This window comes from Mesorhizobium sp. ES1-6 (assembly GCF_020164775.1).
Taxonomy (GTDB): domain Bacteria; phylum Pseudomonadota; class Alphaproteobacteria; order Rhizobiales; family Rhizobiaceae; genus Mesorhizobium.
The window spans coordinates 91,220-106,227 of the sequence record NZ_JAIUGU010000006.1 but is presented as its reverse complement, the minus strand read 5'-3'; the positions used below and the strand labels follow the sequence as shown (position 1 = coordinate 106,227).

The following is a 15,008-nucleotide window of genomic DNA, read 5'->3' as shown; positions in this document are numbered from 1 at the left end:
GCAGCGCGGGAGGAGAGCCGTCCACCGCATCACAAGCGGACTATTACTGTTCCGAAGCAGAGTCGAAAAGCAGACTTCTCCCGGAAGGCTAATGCTTCAAGATCTGGCTGAGGAACAATTTTGTTCGATCATGGCGCGGGTGGCCGAAAAACTCGTCAGGCGTGGCCTCCTCGACGATCTGTCCGGCGTCCATGAAGATGACGCGATCGGCCACCGCCCGGGCGAAGCCCATCTCATGTGTGACGCACACCATCGTCATGCCGTCGCGCGCCAGTCCAGTCATCGTCTCCAGCACCTCGGAGACCATTTCCGGGTCGAGGGCGGATGTGGGTTCGTCGAACAGCATGACATCGGGTTTCATGCACAGGCTGCGAGCGATCGCCACGCGCTGCTGCTGGCCGCCGGAAAGCTGGACGGGGAACTTGTTCGCCTGCTCGGGAATGCGCACACGTTCCAGGAACTGGAGCGCGGTCTTGCGCGCTTCCGTGGCGGAGGCACCTTTGACCCACATCGGCCCGGCCATGCAGTTCATCAGCACCGTCATGTGCGGAAACAGGTTGAAGTGCTGGAAGACCATGCCGACGTTGGAACGTATTGCGGCGACGTTGCTCATCTTGCCATGCAGGGCAACGCCGTTCACGACGATCTCGCCGGCCTGATGCGCCTCAAGGCGGTTGAAGCAGCGGATCAATGTCGACTTGCCGGAGCCTGAAGGCCCGCAGATGACGATGCGTTCACCCTTGTGGACGGTCAGGTTGATGTCCTTCAGCGCGTGGAACTGGCCGTACCATTTGGACACGGCCCTGGCTTCAATGATGGCTTGGGCGGTCATCGCACCTTGCTCCTGGCATAGTGACGCTCGATCCGGGACTGGACAAGTTCGAGGCAGATAGACAGCATCCAATAGATCATGGCGGCCGAGATCAGCATTTCCATGTGCTGGAAGGTCTTCTGGCCGAGCGTGCGCGCCAGGAACATCAATTCCCAAACGCCGATGACGGATACCAGCGAGGAATCTTTCAGCATCGAGATGAACTGGTTGCCCGTCGGCGGAATGATGACCGGCAATGCCTGCGGCAGGATGATGCGGCGCATGGTCAAGGCGAAACCGAACCCCATGGAGCGCGAAGCCTCCCACTGGCCGCGATCGATACTCTGGATACCGGAGCGGAAGATCTCGGTCATGTAGGCGCCGTAGCAGAGTGACAGCGCCAGGATGCCGGCTGGGACCGCATTGATGACGAAGCCGAACTGCGGCAGTCCAAGATAGATCAAGTAGACCTGCATCAGCAGCGGCAGGCCGCGGAAGAAGGAGGTGTAGAAGCTGGCGATCGCGTAGGCGAAGCCATTGTTGGAGAGCTTGGCGACGGCGCCCGCCACCGCGATGACCGAAGCGATGACGATGGAAATCGCCGAGACGTAGAGCGTGGTGACGACGCCCTGGCTGATCAGGAACGGCAGTTTCTCGCGGATGAAAGGCAGGCTGAGATGGAACGTTTCGAAGAAGCCGATGAACAGGAGCAGCAGCTCCAGCCAGACGATGCCGATCTGCAGCTTGAGCGGCGCGAAGCCGATCAGCACGACGTTCAGCGTGAAGATCACCGCTATGGCGAAGCCGATGGCAAAGCGCCCGTAGAGGCCGCTCGTCGACGGTTCGCCGATTATCGGACGCATGAGTTCGGCAAAGCTGGTGCCCGACATGTTGAAAGCCATGAAGACGAGCAGAACGATGCCGAAGATCGTCGCCACGAACCAGGGCTTGTGAACGAGGACTTCGGCCTCGACGGTATCCGGATAGAGCATCTTTGAGCACCGGCGGTTCGGCGGCCTGCCAGGGCAGGCCGCCTTTGAAGGGCTAGTTCGTCTTCGAATAATCCTGGCCGTACCATTTTTCCGAGAGCTTGCTCAGCGTGCCATCCGCCTTCATCGCCTTCACGGCGTCGGCGATCTTGGCCGACAGTTCCGGATCGCCATGCTCGATGGCGATCGCCAGCGGCTCGTAGAACACCGGATCGCCGATCTGCTTGATCGGATAGCCGGCCTTCACGGCATCGAGGATCGACGGCAACGACGACACCACCGCGTCCAGGCGCACGCCATCCCCGAGGCGAAGGTCGTCGAAGGCCGTCGTCGAGTTCTCGTAAGAGTGGACTTCCTTCGGGTTGAGCTTGTACTCGAAGGCCGGCGCGCCGGCGGCGTCGAGCGTCAGATCCTTCTTCGCATAGGCTTCGAAGGTGGACGTGCTGGTGGCGCCAACCACCTTGCCGTCGAGGTCGGCCAGGGTCTTGGCCTTGCTGTCCTTGTGCACGGCGACCGCGGCCGGCGTGTAGTAGTACACCGCCGGGAAATCGAAGATTTCGGCGCGCTTCTTGGTTGGCGTCATCGAGCCGACATGCATGTCCCAGCGCCCCGCCCAGTTGCCGGCGGTGATGATGTCCCAGCCAGGCGTGACGAACTCGACCCTGACGCCGAGATGCTTGCCGATCGCCTTGGCCACGTCGACGTCGAAGCCGTCGAGTTCATTGTTGGCGTTCACGAAGGATTGTGGCGCCCAGTTGGCGTCCGTCGCAACCTTGAGCGTGCCTGCCGCGGTCACGCGGTCGAGAACCGCGCCGGCGTGGGCAGGATATGCGCCGAGTGCAAGCGCCAGCGCGGCCATCGCCATTTGTCGTCTGTTCCAGAATGTCATGTGCGTATTCCCCTGTTGTTTGTTCAGTCCCATGCGCTCATGGCCGTTCAGCCGGTCATGACTTCGCGATCCCTTGCCGACGAGATCGACATCCTCCGGATGGCCCGCGGATTTAGCGACGCCCGCGCCGAGCAGGTCTTCCGCTGCGGATGTCTGCAGCAATCATTCCCTCGCTCACGGGGAAAGCTTTGGCCTCTTGCCAGCGAAGTGCCGCCCGGTGCTTTGAACAAAACACCCTCACCTGCTCCGCGAAGATCGCTAACCATGGGCGACGGCCCCTCTCGCGTGATCGACGCCCAGCAGGAAGTCGGCCATCGTGTCGGCGACGAGAGCCGGCGCCTCGATCAGGATCGAGTGGCGAAGCCTGGGCAGGATGGCGATTTGCGAACCTTGAACCTGTTCGTGCATCAGCCGCGCCATGCGCGGACTGGATCCCTGGTCGTGCTCGCCGGTCACGATCAGCGTCGGGCAGGTAATGCGGTCAAGGATGCCGCCGAAATCGGTTTCGGCGAGAACCCGGTAGGCTGCGGCATAGCAGTCACGGTCGTTCTCGGCGTCGCGCCGGCGCAGTTCCGCGATGATCTCAGGGTTCCTGTTCTGAAAATCCTCCGTCAGCCAACGCGACAGCGAGGCGGCGTGATGCGCCGATGCATCGCTCGCCATCAGCGCCGCCAGCCGGCCGCGCACCGCATGCCGCTCCTCCGGCGTCCGGCCTGCGACCGTCGACAGCAGCACCAGTTTTTGCAGGCGTTCGGCATGCGTCAGCGCGAGGCGCTGCGCGATCAGACCGCCCAAGGAAAACCCTGCCAGATTGAAGGTGGAAAACCCCAGATGATCGGCCAGGGCCAGCGTCTCGCCGACGAAAGCATCGATCTCGTAGCGGCCCTTGACCCGGCTTGAGCGGCCGTGGCCGCGCAAATCGAAGGTAAGGACCGCGAAGCGATCTTTCAGCCGCTCGGCCACGCCATTCCAGGCTTCGAGATAGGAGCCGACGCCATGGATGCAGACCAGCGGCACGCCGCCTTCGCCTTCGAGGCGCCAATTGAGCAGCACGCCTTCGACATCGAGCTGGCCGGAACGCGCCACTCTCACGCCCTCGCCGCCTGACGCGCCTTGTCTCGCTCGCGCGCTGCAAAGACCGGCATCACCTCGTCGACCCAAAGCTTGATCGTCTTCTTCTGCAGCTCGAACGGCAGGTTGAACGTCAGGCCGAGGCAATATTGGTCGACGCCGGCCGCTTCATAGTCGAGCAGCTTCTCGATCACCTCGTCCGGCGTACCGAACATGAGGTTGCGGCGGATGTTTTCGGGATTGTAGTTGTTCTTGCCCTTGACGCTGTCGTAGGGCACGGCTTCGGGAAAGCCGCTGCGCACCGTGCCGATGTTCTGGAACAGGTTCTCGAACGCGCGGCCATAGTCGATGGCATGCCCGACCGCGACCTCCCAGTCCTGCGCCCGTTCGTAGACGCAGGTGCGACGCTGCATCATCAGGCGCGGCCGCGGCACCTCCGGATGATCGGCCACGGCCTTGCGGAATTTCTCGCCGAGCACGGCGATCTCCGCCGCCGGCGCCGAGAGCGGCGTCGACAGGATCGAGGCGCCGATGCCGACCGCCCAGTCGAATGTGCCCGGGTCTCGAGCGGCCACCCAGATCGGCGGGTGCGGCTTCTGCAGCGGCTTCGGCACGCCGGCGGCCGAGGGGAACTTCCAGTAGTGACCGTCATGGGCATAGTCATCGGCCCACAGCCTCTTCACCGCCGGCACCAACTCCTTGAGATAGGCGACGCCTTCCTGCTGCGGCATGCCGCCGGCCATGCGGTCGAATTCATACTGATAGGAGCCGCGCGCGATGCCGAATTCCAGCCGCCCGCCGGTCAGGTGGTCGCAAAGCGCGGCCTCCCCCGCCAGCCGGATCGGGCTCCAGTAGGGCGCGACCAGCGTCGAGGTGCCGAGCCGGATCTGTTCGGTGTGCTGGGCAAGCCAGGTCAGCGTCATCAGCGGGTTGGGCGAGATCGTGCATTCGATCGTATGATGCTCCGCCGTCCACAGCGTTTCGAAACCGCCCTCGTCAGCCATGCGCGCGAGGTCCAGGAGATTGCTCTTCACCCTTGCCATCGGGATATCGGGCGAGAAGCGCTCCATGGTCAGCGATACGGCGAATTGCATGTCGGTCTCCCGGTCGTTGCGTCGGGTCTTGGTCAGCGAAGGCGGATAACGAACGGGTCCTGCATGGCGCCCGAATAGTCGATGACGACGTTCTTCAGGCGCGAGAACTCCTCCATGGCGTCGAAGCCGCCCCGCCGCCCGTAGCCGCTCTCCTTGAAGCCGCCATTGGCGGACATGAAGGAGGAGGCGCGATAGGTGTTGATCCAGACCGTGCCGGCCTCGACGTCCCTGGCGAAGCGCAGTGCGCGGTTGATGTCGCGTGTCCAGATGCCGGAGGCGAGCCCGTAGCGCGTGTCGTTGGCGAGCCGGATCATCTCGTCTTCCGACGAGAACGGGATGACGCCGACGACAGGGCCGAACAGCTCCTCCTGCATGAACTCCATGCCGTTCTCGGCCTCGGTCATCACCGTCGGCTCGAAATACCAGCCGCCGGCAAGCTCGTCCGCCTGCGGACGCTCGCCGCCGGCCGCGATCCGCGCGCCTTGGCGCACACCGGAAGCGACATAGCCTTCCACTTTGGCAAGCTGTGCCGACAGCGCGAGGGGGCCGATATCGGTGTCCTCCAGCATCGGCAGCCCGACCCGCACCCGCCTTGTGCGTTCGACCAGCGCCTCGACGAAGCGGTCATAGACGCTCGCCTCTACGAAACAGCGCGAGCCGGCGACGCAGGTCTGGCCCGCGGCCGCGAAGACACCGGACACAACGCCGTTCACGGCATGATCGATGTCGACGTCGCCGAAGACGACGTGAGGGGACTTGCCGCCAAGCTCCATCGAGCAGGGGATGAGGTTCTGCGCCGCATTGGCGGCAATGCGCCGCCCGGTTGCGGTCGAACCGGTAAAGACGAATTTGGCGATGCCTGGATGCCTGGTCAGCGCGTAGCCCGCGACAGCTCCCGTGCCAGTCACGACGTTGACGACCCCGGCGGGATAACCGGCTTCCATGATCAACTCCGCCAGAGCGAGTGTCGAGGCCGAAGCATGCTCGGACGGCTTGACGACCACTGTGTTGCCGAGCGCAAGGCAGGGCGCCAGCGTGCCGGTGAGCAGCATCAGCGGCGAATTCCACGGCGTGATCATGCCGACGACGCCGATCGGCTCGCGCAGGTTGAAGTTGAGCATGTCGAGCTTGTTGACGGGAATCGTGTCACCGAGCAGCTTGTCGGCCATGCCGGCGAAGTAGGTGTAGCTGTCGGGCATGGCGCGCATCTGCGCCCGCATTTCCTTGAGCAGCTTGCCATTGTCGCGTGTCTCGATCAGCGCCAGCTCGTCGGCATTGTCGAGGACCAGTTCCGCCAGGCGGCGCACCAGCCTGCCGCGGTCGGTCTGGGTCATACGTCGCCAGGCCGGATTGGCGAAGGCCTCGCGAGCCGCCTCGACCGCCGCGCCGACATCCTCGGCGTCGGCCTCGGCGAACTGGTACCAGGGCCTGCCCGTGGTCGGGTCGAAACTGTCGATATATTGCCCGCTCCTCGGCGCCACGAACGCGCCGTTGATGAAAAGGTTCTGGCGTGAGCCTTCGAGCGATGCGACCGTCGTTTTCATGCTGTCTGCCCTGCGTGGATCATCATTCGGACGCGGCCTGCGTCCACGATTGCGACTGGCCGTCGATCATTGCGACGCGGCCGCCGTCGCCGGTATCCATGTAGATGCCGAAGCGCTTGTCCTGCCGCTCGCGCGCATAGCGACGCAGCATGGCGCGCAGCTCGTGCGTGGCGATCCGCTCGTAGGGCAGCATGTCGACTGGAAAGAAGGCGTGGCCATCCGGCAGGGCGGCTTCAGCACCCTCGCGGCTCAGCTCGGCACGGTAGATCAGGTAGCCGGGATCGCTGTCGGCGACATCGAAAACCGAATAGAGGAAGGTGTTTTCGGGAACGAGGCTCAGCGCCTCGCCGCCATCTAGGATCAGGTTGCTATCCGCCTTGCGGCGCCTTGCCGTCGGCAACATCCAGCCGCCTTTACCGTCGTTGCGCAAGAGGATGCGATCGCCAGCCTCGACCAGATAGCCGATGATCATGTCTTGCGAGGCCAGCCAACCGGCCGGCAGCGGATCCTTCACGCTGGCGTAGCGGCCGCGGCAAAACCCGAGCGGCGCTGACGGGCTGGTTCCGAAGGCCTGCACCTGACCGATCAGGATGATGTGGTCGCCGGCCTCGACGCGATTGTGAACGGTGCAATCGAACCAGGTCAGGCTGTCGGTGAGGACCGGCGCGCCGGTGTGGGCGCGATCGTGGTTCACCGACTGGAACTTGTCCGCAGCCTTCGATGCGAACACCGATGAAACATCGACCTGCCCCTCATGCAGGAAATTGACTGCGAAGGATTGGCTTTCACTGAAGGCTGGAAAGCTCGCCGCCGATTTGCCGACACAGACCAGTAGCAGCGGCGGATCGAGCGAGACGGAAGTGAAGGAATTGGCCGTCATGCCGCGTGGATTGCCGTCGCTGTCGCGCGTGGTGATCACGGTGACTCCGGTGACGAAGGTGCCGAAGGCGCGACGCAAAGCGATCGGGTCGATCGTCCTTTGTGCCACCGCGTCCGCCATCGCTTTCCTCCACATTGCGGTATGGAACCTAGGCAGGAGCCGGCACGGCTTCTTCCTCCGATCTGTAGGAAAGACTTCGCGACAGTCTGCTGCCATCCCGAGCAAGCGCGAGCGCGACGCACCATATGTCGGCGGAATGTTGGGATGGCCCGGTTCTAGCGGACCGTCGGCACGGGGCTGTCGATGATGCCGCTGAGTCGGATCGCCAGCTCGACCGCGAAGCGCTGTTCGGGCGTGTCGAGCCGGATGCCGAACAACTCCTCCATGCGCGACAAGCGATAGCGCAAGGTGGTGACATGCAGGCCGAGGGCGTCGGCGCAGGCTTGGCTGCGGCAGCCTTCGCGTAGATAGGCAAACAGCGTGTCCAGATAAGGCGTGCCGTGCTCGCGGTCATGTGCGGCCAGCGCGCCGACGCTTTTGTCGACGAAGTTGCGCACGTCGGGCACATCGGCGGCGGCGACCAGCATCGGCAGCGGGCCAAAATCCTGGCCGGCGAAGACGCCGGTGCGCCCGAAGGAGCGGCCGATGCGGATCATGCGGCGGCAACGCTCCCACGCCGTCGGGTAATCGGCCAGCGCGGCGCATATTTCGGAAACGAGGACCGCCGGCTCACGTTCGAAATAGCGGCCAAGCTCCGCGGCGATTCTGTTCGGCAATTTCGCGAGACGGACGCTGTCCTGACCGGCATCGTCTGCAACGAGACAGACGAGGCCGCCTTCATTGGCGATAACGATGCCTGCCATGCCTGCCTGTTCCAGAAGCCGGACAAGGGCATGATGCGGATCAGCAAGACCACTGCCGCCGTTCCCGGCCTCGTCGGCGTAGTCGACCACAATCATTCTCTGCGGCGTCGTCAGGTTGACCCCTAAGCGGCGCGCGTGATTGACGATATCGGCCTCGTCGCGCCAGCGGCGCTCGACGACTTCCAGGAAAAGCTCGGTCAGCGATCTGGTCTCGAAGCGGAAGCGGACGAAGCTACGCATCATCTGCACGCTGAGCGCGAATTTGGCGCTGTCGAGAAGCATCTGGTCGAGTTGGCCGGATTGCTGTGGCGTCGGAAAAATCATCAGCGCGCCAACCACTTCGTCATCGATTGTGAGCGGCTCGATGCGCACCGAAAGCTTGAGCCGGTGCGTGCCGCCGTCGACGAACAGCGTCTCGCTCTGGCGCGTCTCGGACGCGCCGCGCGCGACCTTGAATACCTGCCGGTTGAGCACGCCGCTGACGGCTTGTTGCCAGGTCGCTGCATCAAAATGCGCTTCGCTCGGCGAGCGGCCAGCCACGACTAGGTTGGCGTGGAAATCGATGACCACGACCGGATTGGGCAACAACTCGCCGACTTTCTCGGCGAGCGAGACCACCGATCCTTCCGACAGGGCCTGCTGAAGAAGCGTGGTGTGCGCCAGCAAAGCGCGCTGCAGGCGCTCGCCGGCTTGCTTCTCCTGGCGCAGGCGATGCTGCTTCTCCACCGCGATCTCGCCCAGATGCACGATCATGCCGATGAAGGCGATATCCTCGGCGCTCACTTCGGTGATCTCGCGCGAGACGACGGTCAGCACCATTGGCCGGCCGTCTTCATCGACGCAGTTCATCGGCATCACCAGGACGCTGCGGTAGTCGCGCTCGAACGCCTCGCGTCGATAGCCCGGAAACTCTTCGGACACCCGCGCATCCCTGATGTAGACGGGTTCGTTGCGGTTGAGCGCCACGATCGAAGGACTGGTCGCGAGTTCCCAACGGTCCGGAAGCATGCGTTGGATGAGCGTCGGGTCGTGACGGACGATGACATATGCGTGGCCATGCGGCGCATCGATGCTCATGATCGAGCCCAGGGTCCATTTGGCATGGCGGCAGGCTGCCAACACGAGGTCGCGCAGCACTGACTGGAGATCGCCACCCGAATTGATGAGGCTGGCGGCGTCCCGCAAAGAGAGAATTTGCGACTCGTGGTCCACGCCCGGTCTTCCGCCTCGCAAGGGCCAATTTAAGCCGTCGCGATCTACGAACGCTACACCGCTTCCAAGCGAGGTGCACGCCGATTCTTCCTACGAACCGGAGGAATACCTGTCCATTGGGCCTTACTAGGCTGGGCTTCCACCAACAGGGCCCAAAATCATGGAATTGCGAAAAGTCTGCACCTTCATCGAGGAAGTGCGCATCGAAGGGGGCAAGGCGGCTGCCAAGCCGGTAACATCGATCGTCGTCGCCGCCGTCCTGCGCAATCCGTGGGCCGGGCGCGGTTTCGTCGAGAACTTGCGGCCGGAGATCGTGGCCATCGCGCCCCGGCTGGGGTATGAACTCACGCATCGCTTGCTCGGACTTATGCCTGCGGAGCGCATCGAGAGCTACGGCAAGGCCGCTGCTGTCGGGGTCGCAGGCGAGATCGAACACGCCTCGGCAATGATCCATACGCTGCGCTTCGGCAACGTGTTCCGCGACGCCGTTGGCGGTACGACCTATCTGGAATTCTGCAACACCCGCAATGCGCCGGGCGCGCTTCTGTCATTGCCGATGATGCACAAGAGCGAGAACGGCCGCCGCTCGCATTTCATCACCGCCAACTTTCAGATCGCCGACGGCCCGGGCGCCGACGAAATCGTCGTGGCCATTGGCGCGGCCGACGGCGGCCGGATCCATCCGCGGATTGCGGACCGTTTTCAGGACATGAAGGAAATGGAAAAGGAGATGGCAATTTAGCGTCGATCGCAACATTCTCATCGATTATGTGCGTTTACGGGAACCGGCGCAGCCGGTCTCAAAGGTCGACCAGGTGGGGTCCATGGAAAGCACAGTTCCCAGCAGCGGGCTCGCAAGGCAATCACCGGGGTAGCGATATCAGAGACATAAACACACAGCCAAAAGGGACGAGATGCCTATCGCAGGCACGCCCGTTGGTTCAGAGGTATCGGCCAGGTGACAAAGCTTGGCACGTTCTGATTTGTAAAGGGCGTAACGCCTACCCTTCGAGAAGTGCAGGCTCGCAAGAGAGCAAATTTATTCTGGTAAATGGTGATGGGTTGCGAAGGTGCTGTAGCTTGGGATTGTCGTGGTTGTTTAGGGGCACAGCCAAGCTGGGCGGCTTTTGTTGCGTCGTCGCAATCGCGCTGTCCCGGTTCGGGGTGGAGACGGGGCCGGAATCAGCCTGGCAGCTTATGGTTGGAGCGAGTAGGGACACTCAAACTGACGGGAGGGGACACGGTCGACATCTATAGCGGCCGTGATTGCCAGAATGTTCCAAAGACATTCACGGAATACTCAGGGCAGGATGCGCGCCGTAGCGTGTCAGATCTGGCCGTCGATGTTGACGTCTCGCGCGCCACCGTCAGGGCGCGCGAATGGTGCGGCTGGAACGGTCCGGCCAGATCATTGGCTACACTGTGGTGCTGCGTGCCGACGCGGTCGATCAGCGCATCCGTGGGATCATGATGATCGAGATCGAAGGCCATGCCGCCGATCGGGTGATCCGGGCGCTTGGCGGCTTCCCTGAAGCCTCGACCATCCATACCACCAACGGCCGCTGGGATTTGGTTGTCGAACTTGGAACCGCCTCGCTGACTGATTTCGATTGGGTACTGCGCCGCATCCGCCTGATTGGCGGCATAACCGGCAGCGAAACCAGCCTTCTAGTGGCTACGCCGCGCACGACGCGAGCACGCCTAACGTAGCAGCGGCGCTCGGGATCGTCCTCTCGGGCCAAGCTAGAACTTGTCGAGTGGGTAAATCGGCCGTGGCACGTTCCTGAACGGCATTTTGGCGTAGTCCATCGTCGACAGGGCACCGCAATCGCAGACGATGATCTCTCCAGCGATGGGTTCAAAGTCCGCGCGGAAATGCTGCTGGGATTTTACAACAATCACGTCGTGTGCAGTCGGCTCTATGCCGAAGGCTCGGAATTGCTCCTGATCCAGCAACTGCGAGCGCTCAGTGACGACGAGCACCTTCACTCCACCGACTGAGATGACCGCCGTGGGACCGAAACTGAATTGGAGCCCGCCCAACTGCGGCCCGGTGCCTACAAGCTTTCCGTCGCTTAGACGGAAAAGCTTAGCCTCAACCTGCAACGGTGCTCCGCCAAAGCGCGGGTCCATCTTGCCGCCCAGGGAAACGGAAACGGTATCTCCGATCTTCGCATTGGATAGCTGGTTAACTGTCCCGGCATCAACCATCGGGCCAAAACACGCATTCTGGACGCGCGCCTTCAAGAGCGCATCGAGAAGCGCGGTGGCGTCGCCATACGCGCCGGCACCCGGATTATCGGCGTAGTCAGCGATGATTAGCGGCCGTTCACCCCTGTAGCAGCGAGCAATCTCGGCGGACTCTTTAGGCGTGTAGAACTTGTTGAGGACATTCTCGCGATTGTTCCAGATTTTGTCGGCGATGCGCTCCGCAAAAGCTATGTGTCTGTCGGGATCGCCGTCATAGCTCACCACCACAGTGGGGCCGACTTCTTTGACATCGGCACCTGGAAAGGCCCCGTTGATGCTGACCGCGAGGGCACCGGCGCTCTTTTCATGCTCCCTTGCTTCTTCTATCCAATCGACCATGGGCCCGATATCGGTGCGGCCGGCATTTGCCTCCTCCAGCATTGGCCTTCGCACCAATAGAGTCTTGGGTCTGATGGAACCTTGAACTGCCTTGTGCAGCAACTCGGCCGCATGGCGAGCGGTTTCGCGCATATCGACATGCGGATAGGTTTTGAAAGAGATCAGGACGTCCGCGTTTTCACACATGCTGGCGGTAACGTTGGCATGCGGGTCCAGTGTGACGGCGATCGGTATCCGGCGTTTCAGCACTCGACGTAGACGCTCAAGCAATTCACCTTCGCCATCTGAAGAGAAATCGGTCACCATTGCGCCATGCAAGCCAAGCAAAATGCCGTCAAGCTTGTCGCCCAAAGCCGCCGTCTTGGCCAAGATCTCATGCGAGATGCGGTCAAACGCGTCACGCGTTACCGGTCCGGCAGGTTCGGCATCGGCACTTATCGCATGCACCAGGTCCCATTCATATTTGCGCGCAACATCCAGAAATCCGGCAAGTTCGGTATTGGCATCCCCTCGAGCCGAAATGGCCTCCTCGCCTACCTGGATACGGCTGCTCCGAAAGGCTTCATAGTCCGTCTTGATCACGTTGAAGGTGTTCGTTTCGTGGGTGAATTCGGCGGTCAAAACACAATGCGTCATTTGCTCGTCCTCTTAAGGAGCAATCGCGGAATGAATCCGCTATATATTCGGAGTGGGCTCGCTTCCGGGATTGCTTCACGCCGAAAGTTTTGCGCCGACTAGGAGATCTTCAACCATCGAACTCCTGAACGTGTCGGTCTTTCCCGTCCCGTCGATGTTCATCAGCACAGCGACTGCGTGGCCATGGTCCTTTGTCAGGACAACCATATTGGAAGCACCGAAATCGCTGCCGGAGTGACCAACAAAGGGTGTCCCGTTGATTTCCTCCTCGATCCAGCCGAGCCCCTGATAGTGAACGATCGCTGGGTCGATCTGGTCGCGCAGCATGGCGGTGACGGCGGCTGGCGATAGGATTTCCTGACTGGCGGTTTCACCCCCGAGCATTGCACGTAACATCTTTGCAAGGTCGTCGACCGAACAGCGCAACATGCCTGCAGGGACATCCGGATAACCTTCCTGAGGCAGTGGAACGAAAGCCCCCTTTTCAAACCTGTAGGGTCTCGAAATCACGTCCGGCGCAAATTGCTTCAGATACCAATGCGCGTTGCCGATGCCGAGGGGTTCGAATATTTGCTTCTCCACATAAGAGGAGAAGCCCTGTTTGCTGAGACACTCAACGACATAACCTGCCAGGGCAACGGCTACGTTGGAATACGACCACCTCTTGCCAGGTTTTGCTTTGTAGTACGATTTCCTGGGCGAATAGGTGTGCCCACCCTTCACAAGATAGTCGCGAAGGAAGCCAGACAGGCTTTGCGTCGGATCTCCCACGACGGAGTAGTCCCCATATCGGTCATCCGAGATGCTGGACGTGTGGGTGATGAGTTGATGCGGCGTGATCGGTATGTTGGGATGGTAGGGATTTGTAACGGTAAGGTCGATGAACTCGTTCACGTCTCGATGCAGGTCGAGACCCTTGCGCTCAAACAGCTGGACAAGGGCGGAGGCCGTAAACAGCTTGCTGACGGAGGCCAGATGCGTTGGGGTGTCTGCAGTGAATTTTCGTTGTTGTTGAATGTCGGCAAAACCAAAGCCGGCCGAATAGCCGGTTGAACCGTTTTTCGAAATTATGCCCACGGCGGCTCCTGGAACCTTGGCCGCCGCCATGCGTGCCGGAACTCCGGCTTCGAAGTTGCGGCGCCAGGTCTCGAAGGTCTGGTTTGGCTTTTTATCCGCCAGAACAACCGTCGCCTGTGGCACAAGCAAGCCGGCCAGTCCCATCTTAAGCAGCGAACGCCGGGTTGAGGTCATGATCATTCTCCTTGTCTTGAAGTGTCTGGCAGATTGAATTTTCTGATGGACTGGTCCGCGCACCAGTGGGCGTCACTCGAGCAATCGCTTGGCGACATGCTCCCGTCAGAAATCACGCTGAATGCTGATCATGCCGCCCAGCGCGTCGCCCGGTTTCGAGGGGTCGCTGCCGAAGACGGTGTAATTGAGTTCGGGCGTTACCGTGAACCCTGGAGCAATCTCGTAGTCAAAGTTGAACGCCAAGGCGTACATGCCGGCATCTTCATAGCCCGTCTGGCCATTGAGGGTGAGCTTTGGCAACAGGAACACAGAAACGCCGCCCCACGCCGCGCAGCTCCCGTTCCATGCTCCAAAATAATTTGGGATTCCAGGGTTTGATTGATACCCACCCATGACGAAGACTGAGAAAGTGTCGCCAAGCTTGAGGTCCAGCCGCGCCTTTGCCGCGACTTCTTCGGCCACTGAGTCGTAGCCGATGACCGCCCCAATCGCCCCCCAGTTTCGTTCGAGTTTCAGGCCGCCGACGAGGTGAGGCATATAGCTGTCGATTGCATGCCCTTCATCGCCCTTTTCATCGTCGCCTTCGTCCCCTTGCTCGGCGCCAAGCATCGCGGAAATGCCACCCCCGAGGCTGGCCGTGTAATTCAGCTGATTTGTGTTGCTGCCGGCGTAGGGGATGACATCGTCGTTTAGAACATTGCCGGCCGAATCCAGCCAGCTATCGAATTGCGAGCTGGAGGCGCCGACCTGGATACCACCCAGGCCAATAACCCCCTCGGAAAAGGTGACGCCTTCATTGACGCCGTCAACGATGTTGGATTCCAATTCGAAATATGCGCGCAGCATCCCCTGTTCAGTTTGGGTCCGGACATCACCGTACAGGGTTGCGCTGGTGGATTGGCCCCAGGTTTTTCGGCGCTCACCAGAGGAAGGGTCGGCGCCGGCTGTGATTTCGTACTCGACGGATCCGCCGATCCTTATGCAGGTGGGGCTTTGCGGGAGCTGGACAAACCCCTCCCCCATTGCAATACAAATACTTACATTTCGAGAAGGATCGTAATCCCTGAGGGATACGGCGTCGGTCGCGTGAACGAGCGGCACTTCGAACAGTACAGCACTCATCCAGCCAAGAATTTGGCCTTCAAGGATCTGGCCCTGTCTCATCATCTCCCACCTTAT

General features: G+C 61.4%; 12 protein-coding genes and 1 pseudogene. 2 read left to right on the top strand and 11 right to left on the bottom strand.

Annotated features, from left to right (window positions below):
* Positions 1 to 88: 88 nt before the first annotated feature.
* The 8 genes from LB564_RS16935 to LB564_RS16900 form a co-directional block, all read right to left on the bottom strand.
* Positions 89 to 832 (bottom strand): amino acid ABC transporter ATP-binding protein, encoded by a 744-nt coding sequence (locus LB564_RS16935; RefSeq protein WP_263493362.1) that lies wholly within the window; start codon positions 830 to 832, stop codon positions 89 to 91.
* Positions 829 to 1,803 (bottom strand): amino acid ABC transporter permease, encoded by a 975-nt coding sequence (locus LB564_RS16930; RefSeq protein ID WP_224539402.1) that lies wholly within the window; start codon positions 1,801 to 1,803, stop codon positions 829 to 831. Before LB564_RS16930 ends, LB564_RS16935 begins: the two co-directional genes overlap by 4 nt.
* 52 nt (positions 1,804 to 1,855) lie before the next feature.
* Positions 1,856 to 2,689 (bottom strand): transporter substrate-binding domain-containing protein, encoded by an 834-nt coding sequence (locus LB564_RS16925; protein WP_224539802.1) that lies wholly within the window; start codon positions 2,687 to 2,689, stop codon positions 1,856 to 1,858.
* A 258-nt stretch (positions 2,690 to 2,947) separates the two neighbouring features.
* Complete coding sequence (locus tag LB564_RS16920; RefSeq protein ID WP_224539800.1) at positions 2,948 to 3,775, bottom strand: alpha/beta fold hydrolase; 828 nt, start codon at positions 3,773 to 3,775, stop codon at positions 2,948 to 2,950.
* 2 nt (positions 3,776 to 3,777) lie between these two features.
* A complete protein-coding gene (locus LB564_RS16915; RefSeq protein ID WP_224539400.1) occupies positions 3,778 to 4,854 on the bottom strand; it encodes an LLM class flavin-dependent oxidoreductase in 1,077 nt (358 codons plus the stop codon).
* A gap of 32 nt (positions 4,855 to 4,886) precedes the next feature.
* Positions 4,887 to 6,398, bottom strand: coding sequence for an aldehyde dehydrogenase (locus LB564_RS16910; RefSeq protein ID WP_224539398.1), 1,512 nt, complete (start codon positions 6,396 to 6,398; stop codon positions 4,887 to 4,889).
* Between the two features lie 22 nt (positions 6,399 to 6,420).
* Positions 6,421 to 7,398, bottom strand: coding sequence for a flavin reductase family protein (locus LB564_RS16905; protein WP_224539396.1), 978 nt, complete (start codon positions 7,396 to 7,398; stop codon positions 6,421 to 6,423).
* A 155-nt stretch (positions 7,399 to 7,553) separates the two neighbouring features.
* The gene (locus LB564_RS16900) at positions 7,554 to 9,353 is read right to left on the bottom strand and encodes a helix-turn-helix domain-containing protein (protein WP_224539394.1); all 1,800 of its coding nucleotides are present in this window, start codon (positions 9,351 to 9,353) and stop codon (positions 7,554 to 7,556) included.
* A 160-nt stretch (positions 9,354 to 9,513) separates the two neighbouring features.
* On the opposite strand from LB564_RS16900, the gene LB564_RS16895 reads away from it, so the two are divergent.
* Both LB564_RS16895 and LB564_RS16890 read left to right on the top strand, forming a co-directional pair.
* Complete coding sequence (locus LB564_RS16895; RefSeq protein WP_224539392.1) at positions 9,514 to 10,095, top strand: amino acid synthesis family protein; 582 nt, start codon at positions 9,514 to 9,516, stop codon at positions 10,093 to 10,095.
* A gap of 507 nt (positions 10,096 to 10,602) precedes the next feature.
* Positions 10,603 to 11,063 (top strand): annotated as a pseudogene (locus LB564_RS16890) (Lrp/AsnC family transcriptional regulator).
* 33 nt (positions 11,064 to 11,096) lie between these two features.
* Here LB564_RS16890 and LB564_RS16885 read toward each other — a convergent pair.
* From LB564_RS16885 to LB564_RS16875, 3 genes are all read right to left on the bottom strand, one after another.
* Positions 11,097 to 12,578, bottom strand: a complete 1,482-nt coding sequence (locus LB564_RS16885; RefSeq protein WP_224539390.1) for a M81 family metallopeptidase — start codon at positions 12,576 to 12,578, stop codon at positions 11,097 to 11,099.
* A 75-nt stretch (positions 12,579 to 12,653) separates the two neighbouring features.
* Positions 12,654 to 13,829 carry a serine hydrolase domain-containing protein gene (locus LB564_RS16880; protein WP_224539388.1) on the bottom strand — a complete coding sequence of 392 codons (1,176 nt, stop codon included), beginning with the start codon at positions 13,827 to 13,829 and terminating at the stop codon, positions 12,654 to 12,656.
* A gap of 105 nt (positions 13,830 to 13,934) precedes the next feature.
* On the bottom strand, positions 13,935 to 14,993 hold the full coding sequence (locus LB564_RS16875) for a porin (protein WP_224539385.1): 1,059 nt from the start codon (positions 14,991 to 14,993) through the stop codon (positions 13,935 to 13,937).
* Positions 14,994 to 15,008: the final 15 nt, after the last annotated feature.